Consider the following 24,533-nt stretch of genomic DNA (forward strand, 5'->3'; position numbering starts at 1 on the left):
GCCGGTCATGAGCGGAATCGGACGGTGAGGTGGCGCGATGAGCGAGTCGACCCGGACCTACGGTTCGATCCGGTGGGTCATGCTCGCGGTGCTGTGCGCGAGTCTGCTGCTCGTGGCGATGGACGCCACCATCCTCAATGTGGCGCTGCCGTCGCTGATCGAGGACCTGCGGGTCGGGCCGATGGAGCAGCTGTGGATCATCGACATCTACGGGCTTGTCCTCGGCGGGTTGCTGATCACCACCGGCGCGCTCGGCGACCGGGTGGGCCGAAAGTTGTTGTTCATCAGCGGTTTCGTGCTGTTCGGGATCGCGTCGGTGGTCGCGGCGACGGCGGGCAGCGCGGCCCAGCTGATCGGTGGGCGGGTGCTGCTCGGGATCGGCGGGGCGATGGTGATGCCCTCCACGCTCTCGCTCATCCGCACCGTCTTCGCCGACGAGCGCGAACGCACGATGGCCATCGGGATCTGGGCGGCGGTGGCCGGGGTCGGCGCGGCGGTCGGGCCGATCGTCGGCGGGTTCCTGGTCGAGCACTTCGGGTGGGCGTCGGCGTTCTGGCTGAATGTGCCGGTGGTGCTGGTGACGGTGGTGGTCGGGCTGTGGGTGCTGCCGGAGTATCGGGCGCCGCAGGCGGGTGGGCTGGACTGGTTCGCGGCGGCGCTGTCGGTGACCGGGATCGTCTGTTTGGCGTGGGCTCTGAAGCATCTCGCGAAAGGCGAAGCGGGACTGCGGGACTGGGCGATCCTGCTGGTCGCGCTCGGTGCGCTGGCCTGGTTCACCCGGCGGCAACTCGGCGCCGCCGACCCGCTGCTCGACGTCCGCCTGTTCCGCAACGGCGCCTTCACCGCGGCGGCGATCGCGACCCTGCTGGCCATGATGGCCATCGGCGCGGCCATGTTCCTGATCTCGCTGTGGTTGCAGTACGTCCACGGGTTCAGTCCCTCGCAGGCCGGCATCCGCATGCTCCCCGCCGCTCTCACCCTGCTCACGGCCTCACTGCTGACCCCGTTGCTGATGCATAAATTGGGCGTGCGGGTGGTTCTCGGCGTCGGGCTCGGCGCTGTCGCGCTCGGGTTCCTGCTGCTCGCGGTGAGTCCCGAGCCGACGACCTATCCCGTGATCGCGCTGGTCCTGGTGTCTTTCGGCATCGGTGACGGGATGGCGGTGACCGCTGCCGCCGCCATTCTCGTGGCGGCCGTTCCCGCCGATCGCGCGGGTCAGGCGGGGGCAGTCGAGGAGACCAATTACGAGCTGGGCATCGGCCTGGGCGTGGCCCTGCTCGGCAGCCTGCACGCGCGCCTGTTCACCGAGCACATGACCGACCTGCCCGTGCCCGCCGATCGACTGGCCGAGGCGACCGGTTCGGTGGGTGGCGCCGTCCACGTGGCGTCGAGCCTGCCCGAACCCGCGAGCGCCGAGGTGATCGCCACCGCATCCCACGCCTTCGACGCCGCCCTCACCACCACGTCCTATCTCTCGGCGGCCGTCGTCGCGGTGGTGGCGATCGCCGCGGTCCGACTGGTGCCGCGGGGCTTCCGCATCACCGGCGGGCACTGACTACCCTTGACGCAACCCGCTGGTTGCAATATCTTTAGTGGCAACCAATCGGTTGCTATAACTAGGAGGCGCATCATGGGATTTCCCGATCAGATCGTGCGGACCATCGAGCTCGCCCATCCGCCGGCGACGGTGTGGGCGGCGATCACCACCGCCGAGGGCCTGGCCGGCTGGTTCGGCAACACCGCCACCATCGACCTGCGCCCCGGCGGCGAGGCGCGGATGACCTGGATCGAGGGCCACGTCGCGAACATGCGCGTGGAGCGGGTCGAGGAACCCACGATCTTCGGCTACACCTGGGGAATCTCCGGCCTGCCCGACGACGACCCGCGCCGCACCTACGTGGAGTTCACGCTCGAACCGGTCGGCGCGGGCACCCGACTGACCGTGGTCGAGACCGGGTTCGCCCAACTGCCCGACGAGGTCCACAAGGAGGCGTTCGAGGGCAATACCGGCGGCTGGCAGAGTGAACTGGGTGAGCTGGTCGAATACCTCGATGCGTCCTGAGTCGGAAGCGACCGCCGAACGGGTGTTCGTCGCGCTGGCGGATCCGAGCAGGCGGTCGGTGCTGGCCACCCTCGCCGCCGACGGCCCCGCCACCGCGACCGACCTCGCCGACCGCCTCCCCATCACCCGCCAGGCGATCGCCAAACACCTCGCCCTGCTCGCGGAAGCCGGCCTGGTGATCGCCGAACCGGGCGAACGCCGCCGCGTCCGCTACCGCCTCGACTCCGCCCCCATGCGAGTAGCCCAACAGTTCCTGGCCGCCATGGCCCGCGACTGGGACGGCCCCCTCGACGCCCTCCGCAAACACCTGGACGGCTGAACCGAAGGAAACACAATGATCGACAACAACTTCACCGTGACAACCACCGTCGACGCGACCCCCGAGGAAGCGTTCGCCGCGATCAACAATGTGCGCGGCTGGTGGAACGAAACCATCGAGGGCACCACGGGCACCGTGGGCGACAGCTACCGCTTCGAAGTCCCCGGCGCGCACCGCTGCACCATGACCACCACCGACTCGGTCCCCGGCCTGCGCCTGGTCTGGCACGTCACCGACGCCCACCTCTCCTTCATCGCCGACCCGGCCGAATGGGAGGACACCGAGGTGGTTTTCGACCTCGCCGACAACGACGGCCGCACCGAAATCCGTTTCACCCACGTGGGTTTGCGCCCAACCGACGAGTGCTACGAGGTCTGCGCCAACGCCTGGGGCGGCTACATCACCAAAAGCCTGCACGACCTGATCACCACCGGCACCGGCGACCCGTTCCGCCTCGACAGCACCTTCGAAACCGAATTGCACAAGCACGGCAACACCGCCCTGATCAAGCCGCGCCCCTAACCGCCGACCCCTACCCGGACCCACTCAACAGCCAGGTCCACATATCGAGCAGCGGACGGATCGGGCAGGGATTGATATCGGTCGAGGTGCAACCCCACGACGCCGACCCCGAGTCGGCAACCGGCAGGGGCGCCGCTTGCGCGATGCCGGCCGGTGCGGCCAGAGACAGTGCGGCGGCCACGACGGCACCGGCAACGAAACGTTGTGTACGAGAAGACATGACAGCAGCCTACGGAGCTCCCGGAGTAAGGAAAGACCCCGAAAACCTGGTCAGCGTGGGGCGATCAGGAGGGTTTGGGTGCTGCGGCCCAGCGGGCCGGTTTCGTCGAAGAGGGCGGATTCGGCGAGGCCGATGCCGTGGGGTTGGGGGTGGGTGATGGCGTCGAGGCAGACCCATTCGCCGATCGGGTGGCGGTGCAGGGTGACGGTGAGGTCGGTGTTGATGAACAGGTACTCGGCCCAGTCGAGCACCGAACTCACGCCGTTGCCCGAGTCGGCGGCCGCCAGGGCGCGCTCGAGGGGCGACGGGGTGGTGCCTTCGACGATCGGGTACTTCAGGCGAATCCAGCAGACCGCCGGGCCGGGCGTCAGGAAAGATCCGGCGGCGAAACGGTATTCGATGCCGGTGTGAAAGCCGACGGATTGGTCGGTCGGGAAGACCTCGGTCCCGGACACGGGCAGTTCACGGGTTCCGCTCGGCAGGAACTCGGCGGGCACGTCGAGAACCGGCTCGGCCACCCGCAGCCGCCAGGCGGTCGCCTGCATGACCGGCCCACGCTCCGACGACATTGTCGCCTCGATCAACTCGACACTGCGCCCCGAACGCACCACCTTCGCGGTGACCGTCAGCGGCGCCAACGGCACCGGCCCGAGGATCTCCACCGCGACCCGCCCGACCTGGAACCCCGGCCGGGGATCGCAGCGCTCGATCACATGCCCGAGCAGCGCCGACGGCGGTCCGGCGTGCTGCGCGTCCGGCGACCAGGGACCCCTGGTGAGCTCGGTCGAGTGGAAGCGGCTCGGGTCGCCGGGATCGGAAAGATAGAAAGCCATGCTCACATATCGACCCTAGCCACCCGACCGCTAACAACGCCACGACCGGTCGGACCCGGTCCCGGTGTCCACCGAACCCGGGCCGCCTCTCACGCTGAAGGCAGTTGCTGCGGTTTCCAGCTGCGGCCAGTGCCATACCGATAGCAAAAACGTGCACCGATGCCTCGCCGAACCCCTCTTCCGGCGCTATGGGCACACAGTCGCACGAAAATGCCACCCCCCCAGAGCTATCCACAGCCCCAGAATTATCCACAATCGCGCCAACGGGGCTGGATGGGCGCGAGTTCCACAGTGACGCGGTGGTTTTCCGCCGCGATCGTCGGCGGCAGAACTGGTTGGTCGTGCGCGGTTGGTTGGTTCTGCGCTACGCGGCCCAGGACGTCATGCACAACCTCGACCAGTGCGCCGACGAGGTGCAACGTGTGGTTCTCGCGCGCCGCAAGGTGGCAAAAACGTGCAGTCGCTTGCGGTTCGGGCCTGAAATAGCCGCCAGCGGTGAGTAGGTGCACGGAAATGACACCCCAGTGCGGTCGATCGGTGGCGTGCCGTCGCTGAATCGGTCGATCGACGTCGGGCGGATGCGGCGACAACTGGGTACCCAGCCCACCTCGGCGACTCCGTCGAAGGAATCGTCGACCCACTGCGGGTCGATCCGAGGTGGGCCGGGCAGCGGGATCAGACGACCGGGAGGTAGACCTGGTTGCCGTGGTCGGCGAACTCGGCGGATTTCTCGGCCATGCCCGCCTCGATGGCGGCCACGTCGGTGAGGCCCTGTTTCTCGGCGTACTCGCGCACGTCGGCGGAGATACGCATGGAGCAGAACTTCGGGCCGCACATGGAACAGAAGTGGGCGGTCTTGGCGGGTTCGGCGGGCAGGGTTTCGTCGTGGTATTCGCGGGCGGTGTCGGGGTCCAGCGACAGGGCGAACTGGTCGTGCCAGCGGAATTCGAAACGGGCCTTGGACAATTCGTTGTCGCGGTCCTGGGCGTGCGGGTGGCCCTTGGCGAGGTCGGCGGCGTGGGCGGCGATCTTGTAGGTGATCACGCCGACCTTGACGTCGTCGCGGTTGGGCAGGCCCAGGTGTTCCTTGGGGGTGACGTAGCAGAGCATGGCGGTGCCCGCCTGTGCGATGATCGCGGCGCCGATGGCCGAGGTGATGTGGTCGTAGGCGGGCGCGATATCGGTGGCCAGCGGGCCGAGGGTGTAGAACGGGGCCTCTTCGCACAGCTCTTCCTCGAGCCGCACGTTCTCGACGATCTTGTGCATCGGCACGTGGCCGGGACCCTCGATCATCACCTGCACCCCATAGGATTTCGCGATCGTGGTCAGCTCGCCGAGGGTGCGCAGTTCGGCGAACTGGGCCTCGTCGTTGGCGTCGGCGATCGAGCCGGGACGCAGGCCGTCACCGAGGGAGAAGGTCACGTCGTAGCGCGCGAGGATCTCGCACAGTTCGCGAAAGTGCGTGTACAGGAACGACTCTCGATGATGCGCCAGACACCAGGCCGCCATGATCGAACCGCCGCGCGAGACGATCCCGGTGACGCGCCGCGCGGTCAGCGGGATGTAGCGCAGCAGCACGCCCGCGTGCACGGTCATGTAGTCCACACCCTGCTCGCACTGCTCGATCACGGTGTCGCGGTAGATCTCCCAGCTCAGGCGCGTGGGATCACCGTTCACCTTCTCCAGCGCCTGATACAGCGGCACCGTGCCGATCGGGACCGGCGAATTGCGCAGAATCCACTCGCGGGTCTCGTGGATGTTCTTGCCGGTCGACAGATCCATGATGGTGTCCGCGCCCCACCGTGCGGCCCACACCATCTTCTCGACCTCCTCGGCGATCGAGGACGACACCGCCGAATTGCCGATATTGGCATTGATCTTGACCAGGAACTTCTTGCCGATAATGGTCGGCTCCAGCTCGGGATGCTGGTGGTTGGCCGGGATGACCGCGCGCCCGCGCGCCACCTCGTCACGCACCAATTCCGCCGAAACACCCTCGCGGGCGGCGATGAACCGCATCTCGGGGGTGATGATGCCCTGCCGTGCCCAATGCAACTGGGTGCGCGGGCCCTCGACGGCGGGCTTGTCCCACCCGTCGCGCAGCTTCGGCAGCCCGGCTTCGAGATCGATCACCGTATTGTTGTCGGTGTACGGGCCGGAAGTATCGAAGACATCGAAGGTGTCGCCGTTGGTGAGGTTGATCCGGCGCACCGGAATGCGCAGGTCATCGACCTCTTTGTAATGCTTGACACTGCCCTGGATCGGTCCCGTGGTGACGGTGTCGACCGTCTCGTGGGCAGACGTGTTCGAGCCCATAGTCGTTCCTCCCTACGCCGGCATTACCCGGTCAGGTTCATACGGTCGACGGCCCTGAGCGCCCGAAAAATGGGCTAGCCGTCCTCTCAGCCCGCTGGTGCGAGCCCCCGTTGGCGTGTGAAATTGTCCGGGCCGACCCTACCCGGTGCACCCGAGCTCCGAGTCACACTGACACGGGCTGCTTTTCGGCCTCGTCGGCTTCGTGCAGTCCGAACCTGTTGTGCAGCCGCACGAGTGGCTTGGGCGCCCACCAGTTCCAGGTCCCCATCATGCGCATGAGGGCGGGCGCGAGCAGGCCGCGGATGACCGTCGCGTCGCTGATGACGGCCAGCGCGCAACCGAGGCCGAACAGCTTCATCATCGACACCCCGGAGGTGGCGACGCCGAGGAACACGATGCTCATCAGCAGGGCCGCGGCGGTGAAGATGCGGCCGGTGCGGGCCACGCCCATCGCCACCGCCTCGGTGTTGCCCGCGCTGGTCTTCGGGCCCGCCAACCATTCCTCGCGGATGCGCGAGAGCAGGAAGACCTCGTAGTCCATCGAGGCGCCGAAGGCCAGGCTGAACATGAGGATGGGCATGGCGAGGTTGAGGGTGCCGGTGGCGGTGAAACCGAGCAGCCCGGACAGGTGCCCCTCCTGGAAGATCCACACCATCGCACCGAAGGTCGCCGCCAGCGAGAGGATATTGAGGATCAGGGCCTTGACCGGCAACACCACGCTGCCGGTGAACAGGAACAGCAGCACCAGGGTGGTGATGGCGATCAGCGCACCCGCCAGCGGCAGTTTGCCGGTGATGGCGGTGACGGAGTCCTGATTGAGCGCGGCCGGTCCGGTGATCAGGGTGGGCGAGGGCGCGGGCACGGCGCGCAGGGTGTCGAGTTGGGCGCCGCCCTCGTCGGAATAGGGGTCCAGCGAGGTCGCGACGGACAGGTACGCGCCGTGCTGCGGGCTGCTCATCTCGGGAATGCCCGCCGCCACCCGTAATCCGTTGCGGTACACCGCCGCACTGCTCAGCACGGCTGGCACCTCGGGGATCTTGGACAGCTCGCGCGCGTAGGCGTCGAGTTCCTGTGTGCTGCCCCGGAATTCGGGCAGCACCACGGTGGTGCTGGAGGCGAGGTCGGCGTCGAACTCGGTGCGCAGGATGTCACCGACCTGGCGGCTGGCGACATCGGTGGGCAGCGAGCGATCGTCGGGGTAGCCGAACTGGACGCCGAGGAACGGCGAACCGAGCAGCAGCAGGAACGCGGTGGTGGCCAGCGCGATCGTCATCGGCCGCTTCATCACCGCCGTGACCAGGCGATACCAGAAGGTCTCGCGCGGCTGCTTCTCCCGGCGGGGCGGCAACCGGAACACCCGGCGCAGCGGTCCGCGCAGGTCACCGGCGTCGATACGGTCGCCGACCAGGATGAGCAGCGCGGGCAGCACGATCACCGCGGCACCCGCGGCGGCGGCCACCACGGCGATGCCCGCGTAGGCGAACGATTTGAAGAAGTACTGCGGGAAGACCAGCAGCGCCGACAGCGACAGCGCGACGACGAGCGCCGAGTACACCACGGTGCGCCCGGCGGTCCGGATCGCGCGGGTCACCGCGTCGGCGGGTGTCGCGCCGGCGGTGAGTTCCTCGCGGTAGCGGCTGACGATGAACAGGCTGTAGTCGATCGCCAGGGCCAGACCGAGGGCGGTGGTCATGTTCAGGGCGAAGATCGACACGTCGGTGAGGGCGGTGAGCACGCGCAGGATGCCCAGTGCCGCCGCGATGGCGAACAGGCCGATGGCGATCGGCAGCGACGCGGCCACCAGGCTGCCGAACACCAGCGCCAGCAGCAGGCCGGTGATCGGGATCGCGATGGCCTCGGCGAGGATCAGGTCCTTGCTGATCTGGGTGTTGATATCGGCGAAGGTCGCGGCGAGACCACCGGTCTGGATGATCACGGGACCATCGGTGACCTGGAGTTCCTTGCTCAGGACGGCTGCCCGGTCGGGCAGTTCGGCGTCATCGCCGTCGATGGTGGCCAGGATCAGCGCGCGCTTGCCGTCCTGGCTGCGCATCACCTGTTTGAGATCCGGTCGCGCGGTCCAGTACGACTGCACGCCGGTGACGTAGGGGTAGGTGCGCAGGGCGGCGATGGTCCGGTCGGCGGCCGCGCGGGCGGCGTCGGAATCGGGGCCGTCGGCGGCGGTGATCGTGAGGACGAAGTTGGGCTCGCTGCCGGGGAAGTTCTCGGCCAGGTACTTTCCGGCCCGCACCGATTCGAGATCCTCGGTGACGAATCCGCCCGATTTCATGTGCGAATGCACCGTGGCGCCGATCGCACCGGACAGCACCATCAGCAACAGCGCGACCGCGACGATCAGCCGGGGACGGCCGACGGCGGTGCGGGCGATTCTCGTCAACATCGTCGGCTGCCCTCTGTTCGGAAACGTCGAAAGCCCACCGTAGCCCGCACCGGATTTCCGCCGATACCCACTCGAGGTGGATATCTATGACCTACGATCTCCGCCCCTGGGTGGTTCAGTCGGTATGCGCCCGCAGGAGGCGACCGGTCACCGCGCCCAGGCCGATCCGGCGTCCCTCGGTGCCGGGGGCGGTGGCGGTGATGGTGACTTCGTCGTCGTCGGCGAGGAACGTGCGCTGCGCACCGGACACCGTGACGGGTTCCGTTCCACCCCAGGACAATTCGATGAACGAACCCGACTGGGAGCGCTCGGGACCCGAGATGGTGCCCGAGGCGTAGAGGTCGCCGGGGCGGATCGAGGCGCCGTTGGCGGTGAGGTGGGCCAGCATCTGCGCGGGCGACCAGTACATGCGCGAATAGGGCGGCCGGGTGACGACCTCGCCGTTCCAGGTGACGGTGAGGTCGATATCGAGGCCGTGGTTCGCGTCGCCGCGCAGGTAGGGGAGTGGTTCGGGGTCCTGGGTCGGCAGGGGGACGCGTGCCTCGGCCAGGGCGGCGAGCGGGGTGATCCAGGCCGAGATCGAGGTGGCGAAGGACTTACCGAGGAACGGGCCGAGCGGCTGGTACTCCCAGGCCTGGATATCGCGGGCCGACCAGTCGTTGACCAGGGCTACTCCGAAGACGTAGTCGGGAAATTCGTCGACGGTCACCGGCAGGCCGAGAGTGGAGGCGGTGCCGATCACGAAGCCGAGTTCGGCCTCGATATCCACGCGCTCGGACGGGCCGAAAATCGGTGTGCCGGACGATGTTCTGCGCTGGCCGTTCGGTCTGATCACCGGCGTGTCCGAGACGATGACGGTGCCCGCTCGGCCGTGATAACCCACCGGTAGGTGACGCCAATTCGGCAGCAGCGGTGCGGAATCCGGGCGGAAGAGCATGCCGAGGTGGGTGGCGTGGTCGATGCTGGCGTAGAAGTCGACGTAGTCGCCGATGCGCACCGGCAACGCCATTCGCACCGTCGGCAGCGGGTGCAGCGCGTCGACCGGCAGTGCGGTGTCGGCGAGCTCGCGCAGTCGCGAACGGACCTCACCCCACCGGGCGGCACCCTGTGCCAGAAACGCGTTCAGATCGGCGCGGGCGAAGGTCGAATCATCCAGCAGCGCAGCAAGATCGAGCACCGTATCGCCCAGTCGACAGCCCACCCGGAACTCGCCGTCGGGCGGCGCGAACACCCCGTAGGGCATGTTCTCGGGTCCGAACAGGGAATCGGCGGGGACCTCCACCCGCAGCCGCCCCCTCATCGGTGCCGCCCCGACCAGGTCCACGCGTAGGACGGGTCCTCGCAGGCCAGCGCCCCCTCACCGAGCTGAAGTGGTCGAAACGTATCCACCATCACCGCCAATTCGTCGAAGAACTCGGCACCGATACTGCGTTCATACGCTCCGGGCTGCGGGCCGTGGGCGTAACCGCCCGGATGCACCGAGACCGAACCCTGGGCTATCCCGGAACCCTTGCGCGCCTCGTAGTTTCCGCCGCAATAGAACATGATCTCGTCGGAATCCACATTCGAGTGGTAATACGGCACCGGAATCGACAGCGGGTGATAGTCCACCTTGCGCGGCACGAAATTGCAGATGACGAAATTGGTGGCCTCGAAAGCCTGATGGACCGGCGGCGGTTGGTGCACGCGGCCGGTGATCGGCTCGAAATCGGCGATATCGAAGGTGTAGGGATACAGGCAACCGTCCCAGCCGACCACATCGAACGGGTGCGTCGCGTAGACCATTCTGGTGCCGATCACCTCGTTGCCCGCGCGATGCTTCACGAGCACCTCCACGTCGGTGTCCTCGACGAGCAACAATTCGAGTGGACCGTGCAGATCCCGTTCGCAATACGGCGAATTCTCCAGCAGCTGACCGAATTTCGACAGGTACCGCTTGGGCGGGGTGATGTGGCTCGACGCTTCGATCACATACGCGCGCAGCGGTTCCTCGCTCATCGGCAGCCAGCGGTGGGTCGTCGCGCGCGGCATCAGCACCTGGTCGCCCTGATGGGCCGAGAGCACGCCGAACACGCTCTCCACCACGGCCGCACCGGATTCCACGTACACCAGTTCGTCGCCGATGGCGTTGCGGTAGAGCGGGGACGCGCGCTCGGCGACCACGTACGAGATCCGCACGTCGGCGTTGGCGAGCAATAGTCTGCGCCCGGTCACCGGGTCGGTGTCGGCGGCGGTGTCGCCGGGGAACAGCAGCGGCAATCGTAAATGGCGGTGTCGCAGTGGATGATTCGGGGACAGGGTCTGGTCGGGCAATTCCCAGACGGTCGAGTCGACGATCGCGGGGGGAAGGGTGCGGTGATAGAGCAGCGAGGAATCACCGGAGAATCCCTCCTCGCCCATCAGCTCCTCGTAATAGAGATTGCCGCTTTCGTCACGATGCTGGGTGTGCCGTTTGGGTGGCACCGACCCGACTCGGCGATAGAACATCTGTGCTGACCGCCTCTCCGCATCGCTGGGGAGTATTCAGCTTAACTCTCGCCGATATCGAAATCGGCGAGAACGGGGGCGTGGTCGCTGGCGCCCTTTCCCTTGCGTTCCTCGCGGTCGACCGAGGCGTCGGCGACCGTGGCGGCCAGGGCGGGCGAGGCCAGGACGAAGTCGATGCGCATGCCCTCCTTGCGGGGGAAACGCAGCTGGGTGTAATCCCAGTAGGTGTAGACGCCGGGGCCGGGCGCGAACGCGCGCATCACATCGCGGAAGCCGAGATCGAGCATCGACTGAAAGGCCTCGCGTTCGGGCGCGGAAGTGTGGGTCTTGCCGACGAACAGCTCCGGGTTCCACACATCGTCATCGGTCGGGGCGATATTCCAGTCCCCGACCAGGGCGATCTTGGCCTGCGGGTCCTCGGCCAGCCACCCGCTCGCCTGCTCGCGCAGGGTCGAGAGCCAGTTCAGCTTGTAGGTGTAGTGCGGGTCGGCCAGCGCACGCCCATTGGGAACATAGAGGCTCCACACCCGCACCCCGCCGCAGGTCGCGCCGATCGCGCGCGCCTCGAGCACCGGCGACTCGATCAGCGAATCACCGGCGTCCTTGTCGAAACCGGGCTGATCGGGAAACGAGACCTCGACATCGGCGAGCCCCACCCGCGACACGATCGCCACACCGTTCCACTGATTGAGCCCCACATGGGCCACCTCGTACCCGGCCGCCTCGAACCGCTCGAACGGGAACTGATCGTCACGACACTTGGTCTCCTGTAGTGCCAGCACATCGATGTCGTGCCGTTCGAGCAGGGCGATCGCCCGGTCGACGCGGGAGCGGATCGAGTTGACATTCCAGGTGGCGAGACGCATAGCGCTAGTTTATTGGCGGCTGGCGCTGTGTTTATTGGCGGCTGGCGCCGCTGTTCTCGGCGCTTAACTCCGCCTCTTCCCTCGCTCCGGGTACTCCTTCGTCGCACCCTCCACTCAGTCCAGAGGCGGAGGCGCGCCGAGAACATTCAGGGGTACCTGGCCCAGGTTTTTGAACTGGGTTATTGGCGGCTGGCGCTGTGTTTTTGGCGGCTGGCGCCGCGTTCTCGGCGCTTGACTCCGCCTCTTCCCTCGCTCCGGGTACTCCTTCGTCGCACCCTCCACTCAGTCCAGAGGCGGAGGCGCGCCGAGAACTCCCAGGTGGGCTGGACTCAGGTGATTGAACTGGGTTTGTTGGTGGTTTGGCGTCGATGTCTGGGCGGTTGACTCCGCGGACTCCCAGGTGGGCTGGGCTCAGGTGATTGAACTGGGTGTTGGTGGTTGGTGTTAGTGGCGGGGGGCGGTGTAGCGGTAGGTGTGGTGTTCTAGGAAGCCGAGGTCTCGGTAGAGGCTCAGGGCGCCGGCGTTGCCTATCGAGACTTGGACGTAGGCGTGGGTTGCGCCGTGTTCGGCGCCCCAGCGGATCAGTTCCGCGCAGACCAGGGCGCCTAGGCCGTTGCGGCGGTGGGCGGCGGCGACCGCGACGCAGGTGAGGCCGATCCAGCGGCGGCCGTCGGGGGCGGTGGTCACCGCGCCGCGGCCGATCGACAGGGGTTCGGGTAGGCCGAGGGAGGCGAAACCGAGGGTGCCGTCGATGGTGGCGGTGAGGACGCGGCGGTCGGGTTCGCGCACGGTCGGGTCGAGTGGGGGCTCGCCGCGGTAGCGGTGGGTCGCCAACCAGGCGTCGTCGGGGGCGTCGGCGACGCGGACCATCGAGGGGCCTTGGGGGAGGACGAAATTCGCGATGTCGAGGCCGAGGACGACGGTCTCGTTCCAGGTGTTCCAGCCCGGCGGCACCGGTGCGAGGCGGTCGGGCAGCTGGAGCAGCAGCGGTAGGCCCTGCTCGGTGTACCAGTCCGCGATCTTGCGCATCGTGTCGATCGAGAGCACCGCGGGCACGCCCGACTCGCCCAGTGGCACCGCCGAATTCGCGCGGCCGGTGTAGCCGTGGCCGGCCCGCGCCAGCCAGCCGTCGATCCACCGGTGCGCGGTGCCGGGCCAGGCCAGGGCCGCGGCGGTTTCCAGCGAGCGGATCTCCTTGGTGCGAATCGGGCGCGGCCCGAGGGCTTTCAGCGCCACGACCCGGTCGGCCGACACCGTGACCAGCTCGCCCTCGGCGGTGCGCACCGCCGGCGGCGTCATCGACACCAGCTCGCCGATCACATCGGTGAGCGGCTGGGGATAACCGGCGGGCAGCCGGTACCGCATCACCACCCGGCGACCGAGCGGGATCGCCGCGCTCGCGGCGTCGGGTGACGGAACCGGATCGCGCACGTCAGTCGTGGCCGAACGGGTCGGGAACCGTGCCGGGGATCCAGCTCAGACCCGGTGTGCCCCAACCGTTCCGCTTGATCGCCTTCTTGGCGGCGCGGGCGTTGCGGCCGATCAGCACGTCGACGTAGAGGAAGCCGTCGAGATGGCCCACCTCGTGCTGCAACATCCGCGCGAAGAAACCCTCGCCCTCGAGCTCGACCGGGTCGCCGTTCTCGTCGGTGCCGGTGACCTTGGCCCAGTCCGCGCGACCGGTCGGGAACTGCTCGCCGGGCACCGACAGGCAGCCTTCCTCGTCGTCATCGGGATCGGGCATGGTCTCGGGGATGGCCGAGGTCTCGAGCACCGGGTTCACCACCACGCCCTTGCGGCGGATCGGGTTGCCGGTGGCGTCGAAATCGGGGCAGTCGTAGACGAACAGTCGCTTGCCGACGCCGACCTGGTTGGCCGCGAGACCGACACCCTTGGACTCCTCCAGCGTGTCGTACATGTCCGCGATCAGCTCGGCGAGCTCCGCGGGGGTCTCCGTCACCGGTGCGGTGGGGTTGTGGAGAACGGGGTCACCGACGATCACGATCGGGAGAATTGCCATGCTCGCCATTATCGCCGCCCGCGCGCGCACCGCGGCGGCGACCCCTGTGGGGTGCGACACCCCTACCGGCGCGTAGCAACACACCGCGGCACGGGTCGAGGGTTGGGCCGAACCCGTGGTTGAATGGCGACGGTAGTCATCGTCTCGTGATACTCGGCGAGGGAGCAAGATGGACGGCGCAGCGGCTCGGCATATCCCCGGGACTCCCGATGGCTCCCCTGTGGGCGAACAGGATTCCGACGGCAGCGGGCTGACCCGGCGCGAACTCGACATCCTCGACTTCGAGCGCAAATGGTGGAAGTACGCGGGCGCCAAGGAAGACGCGATCCGCGAACTGTTCGCCATGTCGGCCACCCGGTACTACCAGGTCCTCAACACGATCGTCGACTCCGAGGCGGCGCTGGCCGCCGACCCGATGCTGGTCAAGCGGTTGCGCAGGCTGCGCGCCAGCAGGCAGAAGTCCCGGGCCGCCCGCAAACTCGGTTTCCAGGTCTGACATGAGAGTCACGCACCGCCCGTTGCGGCTAGGGTTGGCCGGGTGAGCAACCCGAATCCCACCCCCGGCGGCCCGCCGTTGCGCGCGCTGGCGATGGTGTTGATCGCGCTGGCCATCGTCTTCGCCGGTCTGGGTGCGATGTCGCTGTCGAACTCCGACGCCACCGCCGCCGACGAGCAGACCGAGACCACCACCTCGAGCGCGGTCGCCAAGGCGCCCGCCACCTCCGCCGCGCCGACGACCACCAGCGCGGCCGCCCCCACCACGACCACCGCCACGACGACGGTCGCGCCGACGACGACCACCGCGGCGCCCCCCGCGCCCGCCACCGGCGGCGTGGATCAGGCTGTGCCCGTGCGCGTGTTGAACAACAGCCTCGTCGTCGGCCTGGCCGCGCGCACCGCGAGCGAACTGGGCGCGGCGGGCTGGAGCAATGTCAGCACCGGCAACTACAACGGCGCGAACCTGACCACCACCACCGTGTACTACGGCAGCGGCGCGGGCGACAAGGCCGCGGCCGCCGAGATCGCCGCGCAGGTCGGCGGCACGGTCGCGCCCAAGACCGGCGACACCGCGCCCGGCGTGGTCGTCGTGTTGACCGGTAGCTGAACCGGGGCGCGGCACGCGGTGCCGCAAGCCGACTCGCCGCTGTGGCATCATCTTGAGCGGTATCGCCCCAGTCCGATAAGGAGTCCCCTGATGGCCACGTCGACAACTCGTCGCCCGTCCTGGCGCATTGTGACCCCGGTGCTCGCGGTCGCCGCGTTCGGGCTCACCGCATGCTCCAACAGCCAGGAGTCGACCGACGTCGCGGGTACGACGCCGCCGGTGTGGACGAGCTCGCCCGCCCCGGCGAGCGAGAGTGGCGGACACGGTGACTCGCACGGCGCCCCCGCGACCAGCGCCGCGCCCGGCCACGGCGACGATCACGGCGCGCCCGCCGGCGGCCTGAAGACCACGCTGAAGAACGGCACCGGCGCCGAGGTCGGCACCGCCACGATCGTGGCCGAGGGCAACCACCTCGTCGTCACGGTCGAGGCCAAGGGTCTGACCCCCGGCTTCCACGGGCTGCACTTCCACCAGAACGGCACCTGTGAGGGCGACTTCGCCTCGGCCGGTGGGCATCTGCAGGTCGGCCCGGCCACCGCGCACCCGGCCAGCGGTGACCTGACCTCGCTGCAGGTCGGCGCCGACGGCACGGCCAAGCTGGTCACCCGGACCGACTCGGTCACCCTCGACAACGTCAAGGGCAAGGCGCTGATCATCCACGCCGACGCCGACAACTTCGGCAACATCCCCCCGCGCTACTCGCGTGAGGGCGGCACCGGGCCGGACGAGACCACCCTGACCACCGGTGACGCCGGCGCCCGGGTGGCGTGCGGCGTGGTCGGCTAGCGAGCCCGAGATGTCCGGGGCCTTCCAGCCAGTCGAGTTCCACGGTTCGCCCCGGCCGACCATCGGCATCGAATGGGAGATCGCGCTCGTCGACAAGGTGACGCGCGATCTGTCCAATACCGCCTCGGCGGTGTTCGACGCGGTCGGTGACCTGCGCGCGCACGACGGCACCCAGCAGGTCACCAAGGAATTGCTGCGCAACACCGTCGAATTGGTGACGGGCGTGCACGAGACGGTCGGTAGCGCCGTCGAGGATCTGCACACCACCATGGACGCGGTGCGTCGCGCGGCCGACCCGCTGGGCGTCGACCTGTTCTGCGCGGGCACCCACCCGTTCGCGGCGTGGTCGGCCCAACAGCTCACGCGCTCACCGCATTACGACGAACTCATCGAACGCACCCAGTGGTGGGGCCGCCAGATGCTCATCTGGGGCGTGCACGTGCACGTGGGAGTCTCGCACCGGGACAAGGTCTTTCCGATCCTGAACTCGCTGCTGCTGTCGTACCCGCACCTGCTGGCACTGTCGGCGTCCTCGCCGATGTGGTCCGGTGACGACACCGGCTATGCCAGCAACCGCGCGCTGATGTTCCAGCAGTTGCCCACCGCCGGGCTGCCGTTCCAGTTCGAGAACTGGCGCCAGTTCGAGGGTTTCGTGCACGACCAGATGAAAACCGGTGTGTTCGAACAACTCGGCGGCATGCACTGGGACATCCGCCCCGCGCCCAAGTGGGGCACCATCGAGGTGCGGGTGTGCGACGGGCTGTCCAGTCGCGCCGAACTGGCCGCGGTGGCCGCGCTGATCCACTGCCTGATCGTGGATCTGGACCAGCGGCTGTGCGACGGCGAGGACCTGCCGACGCTGCCGCCGTGGCACGTCCAGGAGAACAAGTGGCGGGCCGCGCGCTACGGGCTCGACGCCATCGTGATCGTCGACGACGCCAGCAATGAGCGTTTGGTCACCGATGACCTCGACGACCTGCTCACCCGGCTCGAGCCCACCGCCAAGCGCCTCGGCTGCGCCGCCGAGCTGGCCTCGGTCGCCGACATTCCCCGCCACGGCGCCTCCTACCAGCGGCAACGTCGGGTCGCCGCCGCCACCCAGGGCGATATGGTCGCCGTCGTCGACGCGCTCGTGCGGGAGCTCGATCAGTAGCGTTCAGCTGCCGAGCGGGCTCGCGTTCACCCGTTGTTTACGATGGTCGGATGCTTGTCGAACATCCCCGCATCGTGGCGGGGGGTGCCACCCTCGGTTCCCGGCTGCGCGAACCACGGACCCTGGCCGCGCTCGCGGTGGGTGCCGTACTCGCGCTGCTGATCGGATTGCAGGTCGTCGCGTCGATCCAGGGTTTCGAGGGGCCGCTGGCCAGTCTGGCCCGTGATTTCGTCGGCACGCCCAAGTCGATGTCGGTGCCGTGGGCCGGGCTGCTGCTCGCGCTGGTGGGGATCTCGGTGCGCAGGCGGGTGATCGCCCTGGCCGCGGCGGTCGGGATCGACGCGGTGTGGGTCGCGCTGCGGCTCGTCGACGGGCATCCGTTCTCGATGGGCAACGGGCCGACCATCGTGTTGACCGCGCTGGCGGTGATCGCCGCGGTGCGCTGGCGCGGGCGTGAGCGCACCGACGCGCTCAAAGCCGTCGCGCTGGGCGCGCTGCTGGTGCTGGCCACCAAGGTCGGGGACGTGTGGTTGCACCTGACCACCACCGCCCACGCCACGGTGCTCGACGAGTACGTCATGCTCGCCGATCACGCGCTCGGGGACCCGTCCTGGGTCGTCGGGCGGGTCCTGGACGTGCTCGGGCCCGAGGTGTACGCGGTGCTGCACTGGGTCTACATCGAGCTGCCGGTCGCGGCGATCGCGGTGGCGGTGTGGCAGTTGCGCAAGGTGGTCTCGACCGGGCAGTGGCCGGGGCACTATCTGGTGCGCACGTTCCTGGTGCTGGGGTTGATCGGGCCGCTGTTCTACGTGCTGTTCCCGGTGGTGGGTCCGATGTTCGCCTACGGCGCCGACGGCCACGGTTTCCAGGTGGGCAACTTCTGGCCCACCGCGCTGCCGCCGCTCGACTCGAGTCCGACCGCGCTGCCGTTCGACGAGTTCACCCCGCGCAACTGCATGCCCTCGATGCACACCGCGTGGGCGCTCGCGCTGTTCATCCACACCCGCCGCGATATCGACGGCTCCCGCGCCCCGATCTGGTTGCGCTGGGGCGGCGCGTTCTGGTTGCTCGCCACCCTCGCGGCGACGCTCGGATTCGGCTACCACTACGGCGTGGACCTCGTCGCGGGCGCGGTGCTGTGCCTGACCGTCGAATCGGCCCTGCGCGCCCCTGAGCGCGGCTGGGGGGCCTTCCGCATCCGCCTGGTGGCCTTCGGCGCGGTCCTCTTCGCCGGCCTGCTGCTGTCCTACCGCTACCTGGCCGTCCCGATGTCGGAATACCCGATGGCCGCGGGCGCGATCCTCATCGGCCTGCTGGCGTCCCTCGCGGTCGCCTTCCACAACACCTGGTTCGCCGAAACCCCCGCCCCCGCCCCCGCCCCCGCACTACACAAGGCCTAGCCCAGCCACCACGGATTTTCGGCCGCCTCGGATCCGAGGGGCGAGACGTAACGCCGCAGGCGGAGTATCGCCCCTCGGATTCGAGGCCCGCAGGGCCGAAAATCCCGCGGCCCCGGCCGCTAAAAAATACGCCACCCGCTAAAAAATCCCATCCCGTTCGCGCTGTTCGCGGTAGGCGGTGCGGCCCAGAAGATGGGCGATCACGGGGGCGGTGATGATGGTGAACAGCCCGGTCAGGACCAACATCCAGACGTTGACGTCGTCGCGGATGTCGATGCCGGTGCCGACCAGCACCAGGATCAGGCCGACCACCTGCGGTTTGGTGGCGGCGTGCATGCGGGTGAGGGTGTCGGGGAAGCGGACGATGCCGATCGAGGCCGTGAACGCCAGCGCGCAGCCGCTCAGGATCAGGATCGCCGAGACCCACTCGAACGGGCTCACCGGTCGTCTCGCACACGGAATCGGGTGACCGCCGACGAGCCGAGGAAGCCCACGATGGACAGCGCCACGATCGCGGGGATCACGGTGGTGTCGTTGCTGTAGGCGGCCCAGACCGCGAGTCCGGCCGCGGAGATGGCCATCAGCGAGTCGATGCCGACGACCCGGTCCAGGGTGCTCGGTCCGGCCAGCACGCGGTAGCTGGTGATCACCGCGGCGGCCACGAGCAGCACGGCGGCGATGATGGCGACGACGGTCACGACTGCGCCTCCTCGGTGGGTCGGACGCGACGACGTTCACTCGGACGTTCGAAGGCGTTGATCATCAGGTGCTCCAGCCGTCGGGTCGTGCGGTAGAACTTCTCGACCGCCTCGTCGCTGCCCATGTCCAGGACGTGGACGTAGACCACGCACCGCGGCCGATCCAGTTCCAGGACCATGGTGCCGGGGATGAGGTTGAGCAGGTTGGTGCAGATCACCAGCACCAGATCGGACTGGATGCTCAGGTGCACGCGCAGCACGCCCGAGACCGGCGGACCGCTCGGGCGGATGGCGAACCAGGCCACCTGCAGGCTCGATTCGAGCGCGTAATAGGTGCTGACCGCGACCAATTGGATGAACGAGAGTGGATGGAACCGACCGGCCACCGGGACATTGGGCAGCGGCAGCGCGAAGACCACGACCAGCGCGACCACGAATCCGCCCGCCACATTGGCGAAGGTCAGATCACCCCACAGCGCGACCCACACGGCGGTGAGCCAGGCCACCACGCCGAGGCGAAGGACGTTGTCACGGTTGACGAGTCGGCTCATCGCAGCTCCGGTCCGAGTACCGAGTCGATATAGACGGCCGGATTGTGCAGGTCGTCGGCGGCGCGTTCGGCGATGCCGAGCACCGGTCCGGCGAACACGGTGAGCGCGAGCCCGGCGCCGATGAGTCCGACCGTGGCGAGCACCATCAGCACCGGCATCCGGCCGGGGTCGGTGCGGTCGTCGTAGTGCACGTCGGTCGAATCCTCCACCAGGGTGGGCAGATTCGCGGCGGTGAGGTGGCCCTCTGGCGCCTCTTCGCGGGGCCGCCAGAACGCCTTGCTCCACACCCGCGCGACCGCGTACAGGGTCAGCAGGCTCGTGATCACCGAACCGGCGACCAGGACCCAGGCCAGCACGCTGCCCGCCTCGGCGCCCGCCTCCAGCAGCGCCACCTTCCCGATGAATCCCGAGAAGGGTGGAATACCACCGAGATTCAAGGCCGGGAGCAGGAAGAGCACGCCGAGCAGGGGACTCGCGGTGGCAAGGCCGCCGATTCGGCGCAACGACACCGAACCGGCCTGGCGTTCGATCAGACCCACCGCCAGGAACAGCGCGGTCTGCACGAGGATGTGGTGGGCCACGTAGTACACCGCGCCGGTGAGGCCCGCGGTGGTTGCCAGGCCGATACCGAACACCATGTAGCCGATGTGGCTGATCAGGGTGAAGGACAGCAGTCGTCGGATATCGGACTGGGCGATGGCGCCGAGGATGCCGACGATCATCGTCAACAGGCCGCACACCATCAGGATGTTGTCGAAGGCGCCGTCGGGGAACCACAGCGAGTGGGTGCGGATGATCGCGTACACACCGACTTTGGTGAGCAGGCCCGCGAACACCGCGGTGACCGGCGCGGGCGCGGTGGGGTAGGAGTCGGGCAGCCAGCTCGACAGCGGGAACACCGCCGCCTTGATCCCGAACGCCACCAGCAGCACCGCGTAGCAGGCGGTGCGCACCCCGCTCGGGGTCGCTTCCAGTCGCACGGCCAGCTGCGCGAGGTTCAGGGTGCCGGTGGCCGCGTAGGTGAGCGCGATGCCGATCAGGAAGATCAGCGACGACACCATCGACACCATCACGTACGCGATGCCGGTGCGGATGCGTTCCTCGGTGGCGCCCACGGTGAGCAGCACGAACGAGGCGACCAGCAGGACCTCGAAGGCGACGAACAGGTTGAACAGGTCACCGGCCAGGAACGCGGTCGAGACGCCCGCGGTCAGGATCAGGTAGGTGGGTCGATAGATCGAGGTCGGTTGGTGTTCGTCGCCGTCGGAGATGTTCTGGCCCGCACCGTAGATCGACACGACCAGCAGCACGAACGCCGAGACCAGCAGCATCGCGGCACTGAGTCGATCCACGACCAGGGTGATGCCGATCGGCGAATCCCACCCGCCCACCTGCACGGCGGTGGTGCCGTCGCGGTCGGCGAGGTAGAGCAGCAGCCCGCTGATCACCAGCACCGCGGACAGCGCGGTCAGCGAGACCATGGCCTGTAGGCGCGGGCGGCGACCGAACACCAGGGTCAGCGCGGCGCCGAGCAGCGGGACGAGAACGGGCAGGGCGGCGAGCGTGGGCAGCAGACTGGGGGACAGGGTCACTGTGCGGGATCCTCCCCGTCGCGTCGCGCGGCGACCTGGGCGTCCTCGGGGTCGTTGATCACGTCTTCGGTGGTGGTCAGCATGTAGGCGCGGTAGGCCAGCGCGAGCACGAACGCGGCCAGGCCCATGGTGATCACGATGGCGGTGAGCACCATGGCCTGGGCGAGCGGATCGGCCTCGCCCTCGTGCGCGGTGTCGGTGCTGCCCATGATCGGCGGCTTCCCGTCGGGGCCGCCCATCGTGAGGATCAGCAGGTTCACCGCGTTGCCGAGCAGGATCATCCCGAGCAGCATCTTCGAGACCACCCGCTCGAGCAGCAGGTAGACCCCGCACGCGGTGAGCGCGCCGATGGTGATCAGCAGAGCGAGATTGGCACTCATACGAGTTCCTTGTCCAGGCGGGCGCCGAGACTGCGCAGGACATCGAGGACCAGCCCGACGACCACCAGATAGACGCCGAGGTCGAAGAACAGGGCGGTGACCAGCTTGATGTGGCCCAGCAGCGGCAGCGTCACCTCGATGATCGCCGAGGACAGCGGCGGCGCGCCGAGCAGCAGCGAGGCGGTGGCGGTGCCCGCGGCCAGGATGAGGCCGGTGCCGAGCAGGTGTCCGGCGTCGACCGGCAGCGCCTCGCCGAGTTCGTAGCGCCCGCCCGCGAGGTAGCGCAGGGTCAGCGCGAGCCCGGCGACCAGGCCACCGGCGAAGCCGCCGCCGGGGGCGTTGTGGCCGGAGAAGAAGAAGTACACCGACAGCACCATGATCGTGGGGAAGACCAGGCGGGTGGTGATCTGCAGGACCATCGAACGATCGCGGCGGTCGAGCAGGCGCGCGGCGGGCAGCCAGCTCACCTTGTCGGGGTCGTAGTTCGGCGATTCGCTGGCGCGGGGCGCGCCACCGAACCGGCGACTGCGGAAGACCAGGGAGGCGACGCCGGTGGCAGCCACGACGAGCACCGAGATCTCGCCCAGGGTGTCCCAGGCGCGGATGTCGACGAGCAGGACGTTGACCGCGTTCTTGCCGCCGCCGATCGCGTAGGCAGCGTCGGGGATGGCCCGCCAGATCGGATCGCCGTGCCTGGCGGCGATGGCGAAGGCGCCGAGTACCGGCACGGTGACGCCGACCGCGATGGCGAGCAGGGCGCGGCGGATCTTGAACGCGGTGCCCTGGCTCTCGGTGATCTCGGCGGGGAAGGCGCGCAGCACCAGCACGAAGACGACGAGAATCAGCGTCTCGACCAGGAATTGGGTCAGGGCCAGGTCGGGGGCGCCGTGCAGCGCGAAGATCACGCCGCAGCCGTAGCCGGTGACACCGACCACCAGCACGCTGGCCAGCCGGTTGCGCAGCACGGTGGCCGCCAGCGCCATGGCGATCATGATCGCGCCGATGGCCGCCTGCAACGGCGAATCCCACAGGCGCAGTTCGATGCCGCGGCGGGTGCCCACCGCGAGCAGGATCGTGGGCAGGATGACCAGGGTGCACAGGATGGTGGCCTGGCTGGCGGGCAGCGAACCGGACTGCACGGTGCCGGTGATGCGCAGCGAGAGTCGATCCATCGCGCGCAGGGCGGCGTCGTAGTTGCGGTCGGCGTTGCCGAGGCGCGGGTGTTCGGGTTCGCCGATCCAGCCGCGGATCAGGAACAGCGCGATACCCGCGATGATGATGAGCACGGTCAGCAGCAGCGGGCCGTTGAACCCGTGCCACAGCGACAGATGCGAATCGAGATGGCCGGGAAGGGTTTTCGCGTACGGACTGAGCCACCGGTCGACCAGGGGCGCGCCGAGACCGGCGGCCAGACCGGCCACCGCGAGCACCGCGGGCGGGCCGAGCAGCAGCGGACCGGGCGCGTGCCAGGTCGTGACGGGATCGGGATTGGAGGTGGTACCGAAGGCGCCCCAGACGAATCGGACGCTGTAGGCCACGGTGAACGCCGAGCCCACGGCCACGCCGGCGATCAGGACGACCCGCATCCACGGGCTCAGCACCTCCGCCGTCCACAGGGCGCCCAGCGCCGACTCCTTGGCGACGAAACCGAACAGCGGCGGCAGCGCGGCCATGCTGGCCGCGGCCAACACCGCGACCGCGCACAGCACCGGTGAGCGTCGACCCAACCCGGACAGCCTGCGCAGATCTCGGGTCCCCGCACCGTGATCGATGATGCCGACCACCATGAACAGGCACGCCTTGAACATGCCGTGCGCCACCAGCAGCGCGAGCCCGGCCAGGGCCGCGTCGGGCGTGCCGACGCCGACCATCATGATCATCAGACCCAGCTGGCTGACGGTGCCGAAGGCCAGCACGAGTTTGAGATCGTGCACCTGGATCGCCCGCCAACCGGCCAGCAACACGGTGATCAGGCCCAGTGGCAGCAGCATCACATGCCACGGGAAAGTCTGGGAGAGCGCGGGAGCGAGCCGGGCTACCAGGTAGATGCCCGCCTTCACCATCGCCGCCGCGTGCAGATAGGCGCTGACGGGGGTGGGCGCGGCCATCGCGCCGGGCAGCCAGAAGTGCAGCGGCACGATCGCGGACTTGCTGATCGCCCCGAGCAGAACCAAACCGACCGCGACCGATACCGCGCTGCCACCCGGTGGCGCGTCGGCGGCGAGGATGTCGGAGAGCAGGAAACTGTTGTAGCGCAGGCCGAGAATGATGATGCCGACCAGCATCGCCAGCCCGCCCGCGCCGGTCACCAACAGCGCCTGGATCGCCGCCCGGCGACTGGCCGACCGTTCGGCGTAGTGCCCGACGAGCAGGAACGACAGCACCGTGGTGATTTCCCAGAACACGAACAGCAACAGCATGTTGTCGCTGGTGACCAGACCGAACATGGCGCCCGCGAACCCGGTGAGCTCGGCGGCGAACACCCCGAGGCGGGCTTCGTCACGGCCGAAATAGCGTCCGCAGTAGGCCAGGATCAACGCGCCGACGCCGAGCACCAGCGTGCACATCACCGCGGCGAGCGAGTCGAACCGCAGATCGATGTTCATCGAAATCTGTGGGGCCCACTGCCATTGGGTCTCGACGGTGGTTCCCCAGTTGGCGAATACCCAGCCGAGGCTGCCGAGCGGTACCAGGGCAAGCACGTAGAAAGCGTTGCGTCCCAGCACTCGTACGCACAGCGGGGCCAGCAGCGCGGCCAGGGCGTGCACGAGCAGTACGGCTGGCAAGTCCCCCTCCGTCGGGTAGGTAGCGGTCGAGTAGCG

The 24,533-nt window shown here is 68.4% G+C and carries 25 protein-coding genes; 10 read left to right on the top strand and 15 right to left on the bottom strand.

The window, feature by feature from the left end; translation table 11 throughout:
- Window positions 1-37: 37 nt before the first annotated feature.
- The 4 genes from ACFP3H_RS20830 to ACFP3H_RS20845 all read left to right on the top strand — a co-directional run bounded on the left by ACFP3H_RS20830 (window position 38) and on the right by ACFP3H_RS20845 (window position 2,903).
- Window positions 38-1,555 carry an MFS transporter gene (locus ACFP3H_RS20830; RefSeq protein ID WP_378608532.1) on the top strand — a complete coding sequence of 506 codons (1,518 nt, stop codon included), beginning with the start codon at window positions 38-40 and terminating at the stop codon, window positions 1,553-1,555.
- Between the two features lie 75 nt (window positions 1,556-1,630).
- Window positions 1,631-2,062: an SRPBCC domain-containing protein gene (locus tag ACFP3H_RS20835; protein ID WP_378608534.1), complete on the top strand. Its 432-nt coding sequence runs from the start codon at window positions 1,631-1,633 to the stop codon at window positions 2,060-2,062.
- Window positions 2,052-2,381: an ArsR/SmtB family transcription factor gene (locus ACFP3H_RS20840; RefSeq protein ID WP_378608535.1), complete on the top strand. Its 330-nt coding sequence runs from the start codon at window positions 2,052-2,054 to the stop codon at window positions 2,379-2,381. Before ACFP3H_RS20835 ends, ACFP3H_RS20840 begins: the two co-directional genes overlap by 11 nt.
- Before the next feature lie 15 nt (window positions 2,382-2,396).
- The gene (locus tag ACFP3H_RS20845) at window positions 2,397-2,903 is read left to right on the top strand and encodes an SRPBCC family protein (RefSeq protein WP_378608537.1); all 507 of its coding nucleotides are present in this window, start codon (window positions 2,397-2,399) and stop codon (window positions 2,901-2,903) included.
- A 10-nt stretch (window positions 2,904-2,913) separates the two neighbouring features.
- Here the strand turns inward: ACFP3H_RS20845 and ACFP3H_RS20850 are convergent, their stop codons facing one another.
- Both ACFP3H_RS20850 and ACFP3H_RS20855 read right to left on the bottom strand, forming a co-directional pair.
- Window positions 2,914-3,123 carry a hypothetical protein gene (locus ACFP3H_RS20850; protein ID WP_378608538.1) on the bottom strand — a complete coding sequence of 70 codons (210 nt, stop codon included), beginning with the start codon at window positions 3,121-3,123 and terminating at the stop codon, window positions 2,914-2,916.
- A 50-nt stretch (window positions 3,124-3,173) separates the two neighbouring features.
- Window positions 3,174-3,956: a thioesterase family protein gene (locus ACFP3H_RS20855; protein WP_378608862.1), complete on the bottom strand. Its 783-nt coding sequence runs from the start codon at window positions 3,954-3,956 to the stop codon at window positions 3,174-3,176.
- 188 nt (window positions 3,957-4,144) lie between these two features.
- On the opposite strand from ACFP3H_RS20855, the gene ACFP3H_RS20860 reads away from it, so the two are divergent.
- Window positions 4,145-4,459: an endonuclease domain-containing protein gene (locus ACFP3H_RS20860; RefSeq protein WP_378608540.1), complete on the top strand. Its 315-nt coding sequence runs from the start codon at window positions 4,145-4,147 to the stop codon at window positions 4,457-4,459.
- Between the two features lie 172 nt (window positions 4,460-4,631).
- Here the strand turns inward: ACFP3H_RS20860 and thiC are convergent, their stop codons facing one another.
- From thiC to ACFP3H_RS20895, 7 genes are all read right to left on the bottom strand, one after another.
- Window positions 4,632-6,272 (bottom strand): phosphomethylpyrimidine synthase ThiC, encoded by a 1,641-nt coding sequence (thiC, locus tag ACFP3H_RS20865; RefSeq protein ID WP_378608541.1) that lies wholly within the window; start codon window positions 6,270-6,272, stop codon window positions 4,632-4,634.
- A gap of 163 nt (window positions 6,273-6,435) precedes the next feature.
- Window positions 6,436-8,673 carry an MMPL family transporter gene (locus ACFP3H_RS20870; protein WP_378608543.1) on the bottom strand — a complete coding sequence of 746 codons (2,238 nt, stop codon included), beginning with the start codon at window positions 8,671-8,673 and terminating at the stop codon, window positions 6,436-6,438.
- Between the two features lie 115 nt (window positions 8,674-8,788).
- Window positions 8,789-9,973: a fumarylacetoacetase gene (gene fahA, locus ACFP3H_RS20875; protein ID WP_378608544.1), complete on the bottom strand. Its 1,185-nt coding sequence runs from the start codon at window positions 9,971-9,973 to the stop codon at window positions 8,789-8,791.
- Window positions 9,970-11,160: a homogentisate 1,2-dioxygenase gene (locus tag ACFP3H_RS20880; RefSeq protein ID WP_378608546.1), complete on the bottom strand. Its 1,191-nt coding sequence runs from the start codon at window positions 11,158-11,160 to the stop codon at window positions 9,970-9,972. Before ACFP3H_RS20880 ends, fahA begins: the two co-directional genes overlap by 4 nt.
- Window positions 11,161-11,201: 41 nt before the next feature.
- Complete coding sequence (locus ACFP3H_RS20885; RefSeq protein ID WP_378608547.1) at window positions 11,202-12,026, bottom strand: exodeoxyribonuclease III; 825 nt, start codon at window positions 12,024-12,026, stop codon at window positions 11,202-11,204.
- 444 nt (window positions 12,027-12,470) lie between these two features.
- Window positions 12,471-13,457, bottom strand: a complete 987-nt coding sequence (locus ACFP3H_RS20890; protein WP_465263769.1) for an N-acetylglutamate synthase, CG3035 family — start codon at window positions 13,455-13,457, stop codon at window positions 12,471-12,473.
- Window position 13,458: 1 nt separating this feature from the next.
- Window positions 13,459-14,046 carry a peptide deformylase gene (locus tag ACFP3H_RS20895; protein ID WP_378608548.1) on the bottom strand — a complete coding sequence of 196 codons (588 nt, stop codon included), beginning with the start codon at window positions 14,044-14,046 and terminating at the stop codon, window positions 13,459-13,461.
- Between the two features lie 169 nt (window positions 14,047-14,215).
- Between ACFP3H_RS20895 and ACFP3H_RS20900 the strand changes: the two genes are divergently transcribed.
- The 5 genes from ACFP3H_RS20900 to ACFP3H_RS20920 all read left to right on the top strand — a co-directional run bounded on the left by ACFP3H_RS20900 (window position 14,216) and on the right by ACFP3H_RS20920 (window position 18,490).
- A complete protein-coding gene (locus ACFP3H_RS20900) occupies window positions 14,216-14,542 on the top strand; it encodes a DUF3263 domain-containing protein (protein ID WP_378608549.1) in 327 nt (108 codons plus the stop codon).
- Window positions 14,543-14,584: 42 nt separating this feature from the next.
- Window positions 14,585-15,151 carry a LytR C-terminal domain-containing protein gene (locus ACFP3H_RS20905; protein WP_378608551.1) on the top strand — a complete coding sequence of 189 codons (567 nt, stop codon included), beginning with the start codon at window positions 14,585-14,587 and terminating at the stop codon, window positions 15,149-15,151.
- 90 nt (window positions 15,152-15,241) lie between these two features.
- A complete protein-coding gene (gene sodC, locus ACFP3H_RS20910) occupies window positions 15,242-15,937 on the top strand; it encodes a superoxide dismutase[Cu-Zn] (RefSeq protein WP_378608552.1) in 696 nt (231 codons plus the stop codon).
- A gap of 10 nt (window positions 15,938-15,947) precedes the next feature.
- Window positions 15,948-17,090: a glutamate--cysteine ligase gene (locus ACFP3H_RS20915; RefSeq protein WP_378608554.1), complete on the top strand. Its 1,143-nt coding sequence runs from the start codon at window positions 15,948-15,950 to the stop codon at window positions 17,088-17,090.
- A gap of 50 nt (window positions 17,091-17,140) precedes the next feature.
- On the top strand, window positions 17,141-18,490 hold the full coding sequence (locus ACFP3H_RS20920) for a phosphatase PAP2 family protein (RefSeq protein ID WP_378608556.1): 1,350 nt from the start codon (window positions 17,141-17,143) through the stop codon (window positions 18,488-18,490).
- 138 nt (window positions 18,491-18,628) lie between these two features.
- Here ACFP3H_RS20920 and mnhG read toward each other — a convergent pair whose 3' ends face one another.
- Genes mnhG through ACFP3H_RS20950 form a run of 6 tightly spaced genes read right to left on the bottom strand, consistent with a single transcriptional unit; the run spans window position 18,629 to window position 24,497 of the window.
- Window positions 18,629-18,931, bottom strand: coding sequence for a monovalent cation/H(+) antiporter subunit G (gene mnhG / locus ACFP3H_RS20925; protein ID WP_378608557.1), 303 nt, complete (start codon window positions 18,929-18,931; stop codon window positions 18,629-18,631).
- Window positions 18,928-19,188, bottom strand: a complete 261-nt coding sequence (locus tag ACFP3H_RS20930) for a monovalent cation/H+ antiporter complex subunit F (protein ID WP_378608559.1) — start codon at window positions 19,186-19,188, stop codon at window positions 18,928-18,930. Before ACFP3H_RS20930 ends, mnhG begins: the two co-directional genes overlap by 4 nt.
- The gene (locus ACFP3H_RS20935; protein WP_378608561.1) at window positions 19,185-19,739 is read right to left on the bottom strand and encodes a Na+/H+ antiporter subunit E; all 555 of its coding nucleotides are present in this window, start codon (window positions 19,737-19,739) and stop codon (window positions 19,185-19,187) included. Before ACFP3H_RS20935 ends, ACFP3H_RS20930 begins: the two co-directional genes overlap by 4 nt.
- Window positions 19,736-21,331: a Na+/H+ antiporter subunit D gene (locus tag ACFP3H_RS20940; RefSeq protein WP_378608562.1), complete on the bottom strand. Its 1,596-nt coding sequence runs from the start codon at window positions 21,329-21,331 to the stop codon at window positions 19,736-19,738. Before ACFP3H_RS20940 ends, ACFP3H_RS20935 begins: the two co-directional genes overlap by 4 nt.
- Entirely contained in the window at window positions 21,328-21,711 is a 384-nt protein-coding gene (locus ACFP3H_RS20945; RefSeq protein WP_378608564.1) for a Na(+)/H(+) antiporter subunit C, read from the bottom strand. Before ACFP3H_RS20945 ends, ACFP3H_RS20940 begins: the two co-directional genes overlap by 4 nt.
- Complete coding sequence (locus ACFP3H_RS20950) at window positions 21,708-24,497, bottom strand: Na+/H+ antiporter subunit A (protein ID WP_378608565.1); 2,790 nt, start codon at window positions 24,495-24,497, stop codon at window positions 21,708-21,710. The genes ACFP3H_RS20945 and ACFP3H_RS20950 overlap by 4 nt, the downstream gene beginning before the upstream one ends.
- Window positions 24,498-24,533 lie beyond the last annotated feature (36 nt).

The sequence above is a fragment of the Nocardia lasii genome (assembly GCF_042658545.1).
Classification (GTDB): domain Bacteria; phylum Actinomycetota; class Actinomycetes; order Mycobacteriales; family Mycobacteriaceae; genus Nocardia; species Nocardia lasii.

Excerpts from the sequence above, each read along its gene's own strand:
- ACFP3H_RS20845 (WP_378608537.1), top strand. The coding sequence starts at position 2,397 with ATGATCGACAACAACTTCACCGTGACAACCACCGTCGACGCGACCCCC.
- ACFP3H_RS20915 (WP_378608554.1), top strand. The coding sequence starts at position 15,948 with ATGTCCGGGGCCTTCCAGCCAGTCGAGTTCCACGGTTCGCCCCGGCCG.
- ACFP3H_RS20835 (WP_378608534.1), top strand. The coding sequence starts at position 1,631 with ATGGGATTTCCCGATCAGATCGTGCGGACCATCGAGCTCGCCCATCCG.
- ACFP3H_RS20870 (WP_378608543.1), bottom strand. The coding sequence starts at position 8,673 with ATGTTGACGAGAATCGCCCGCACCGCCGTCGGCCGTCCCCGGCTGATC.
- ACFP3H_RS20880 (WP_378608546.1), bottom strand. The coding sequence starts at position 11,160 with ATGTTCTATCGCCGAGTCGGGTCGGTGCCACCCAAACGGCACACCCAG.
- ACFP3H_RS20855 (WP_378608862.1), bottom strand. The coding sequence starts at position 3,956 with ATGGCTTTCTATCTTTCCGATCCCGGCGACCCGAGCCGCTTCCACTCG.
- ACFP3H_RS20920 (WP_378608556.1), top strand. The coding sequence starts at position 17,141 with ATGCTTGTCGAACATCCCCGCATCGTGGCGGGGGGTGCCACCCTCGGT.
- fahA (WP_378608544.1), bottom strand. The coding sequence starts at position 9,973 with ATGAGGGGGCGGCTGCGGGTGGAGGTCCCCGCCGATTCCCTGTTCGGA.
- ACFP3H_RS20945 (WP_378608564.1), bottom strand. The coding sequence starts at position 21,711 with ATGAGTGCCAATCTCGCTCTGCTGATCACCATCGGCGCGCTCACCGCG.
- ACFP3H_RS20830 (WP_378608532.1), top strand. The coding sequence starts at position 38 with ATGAGCGAGTCGACCCGGACCTACGGTTCGATCCGGTGGGTCATGCTC.
- ACFP3H_RS20850 (WP_378608538.1), bottom strand. The coding sequence starts at position 3,123 with ATGTCTTCTCGTACACAACGTTTCGTTGCCGGTGCCGTCGTGGCCGCC.
- ACFP3H_RS20895 (WP_378608548.1), bottom strand. The coding sequence starts at position 14,046 with ATGGCAATTCTCCCGATCGTGATCGTCGGTGACCCCGTTCTCCACAAC.
- ACFP3H_RS20885 (WP_378608547.1), bottom strand. The coding sequence starts at position 12,026 with ATGCGTCTCGCCACCTGGAATGTCAACTCGATCCGCTCCCGCGTCGAC.
- thiC (WP_378608541.1), bottom strand. The coding sequence starts at position 6,272 with ATGGGCTCGAACACGTCTGCCCACGAGACGGTCGACACCGTCACCACG.
- ACFP3H_RS20840 (WP_378608535.1), top strand. The coding sequence starts at position 2,052 with ATGCGTCCTGAGTCGGAAGCGACCGCCGAACGGGTGTTCGTCGCGCTG.
- ACFP3H_RS20935 (WP_378608561.1), bottom strand. The coding sequence starts at position 19,739 with ATGAGCCGACTCGTCAACCGTGACAACGTCCTTCGCCTCGGCGTGGTG.
- ACFP3H_RS20900 (WP_378608549.1), top strand. The coding sequence starts at position 14,216 with ATGGACGGCGCAGCGGCTCGGCATATCCCCGGGACTCCCGATGGCTCC.
- ACFP3H_RS20860 (WP_378608540.1), top strand. The coding sequence starts at position 4,145 with ATGGGCACACAGTCGCACGAAAATGCCACCCCCCCAGAGCTATCCACA.
- sodC (WP_378608552.1), top strand. The coding sequence starts at position 15,242 with ATGGCCACGTCGACAACTCGTCGCCCGTCCTGGCGCATTGTGACCCCG.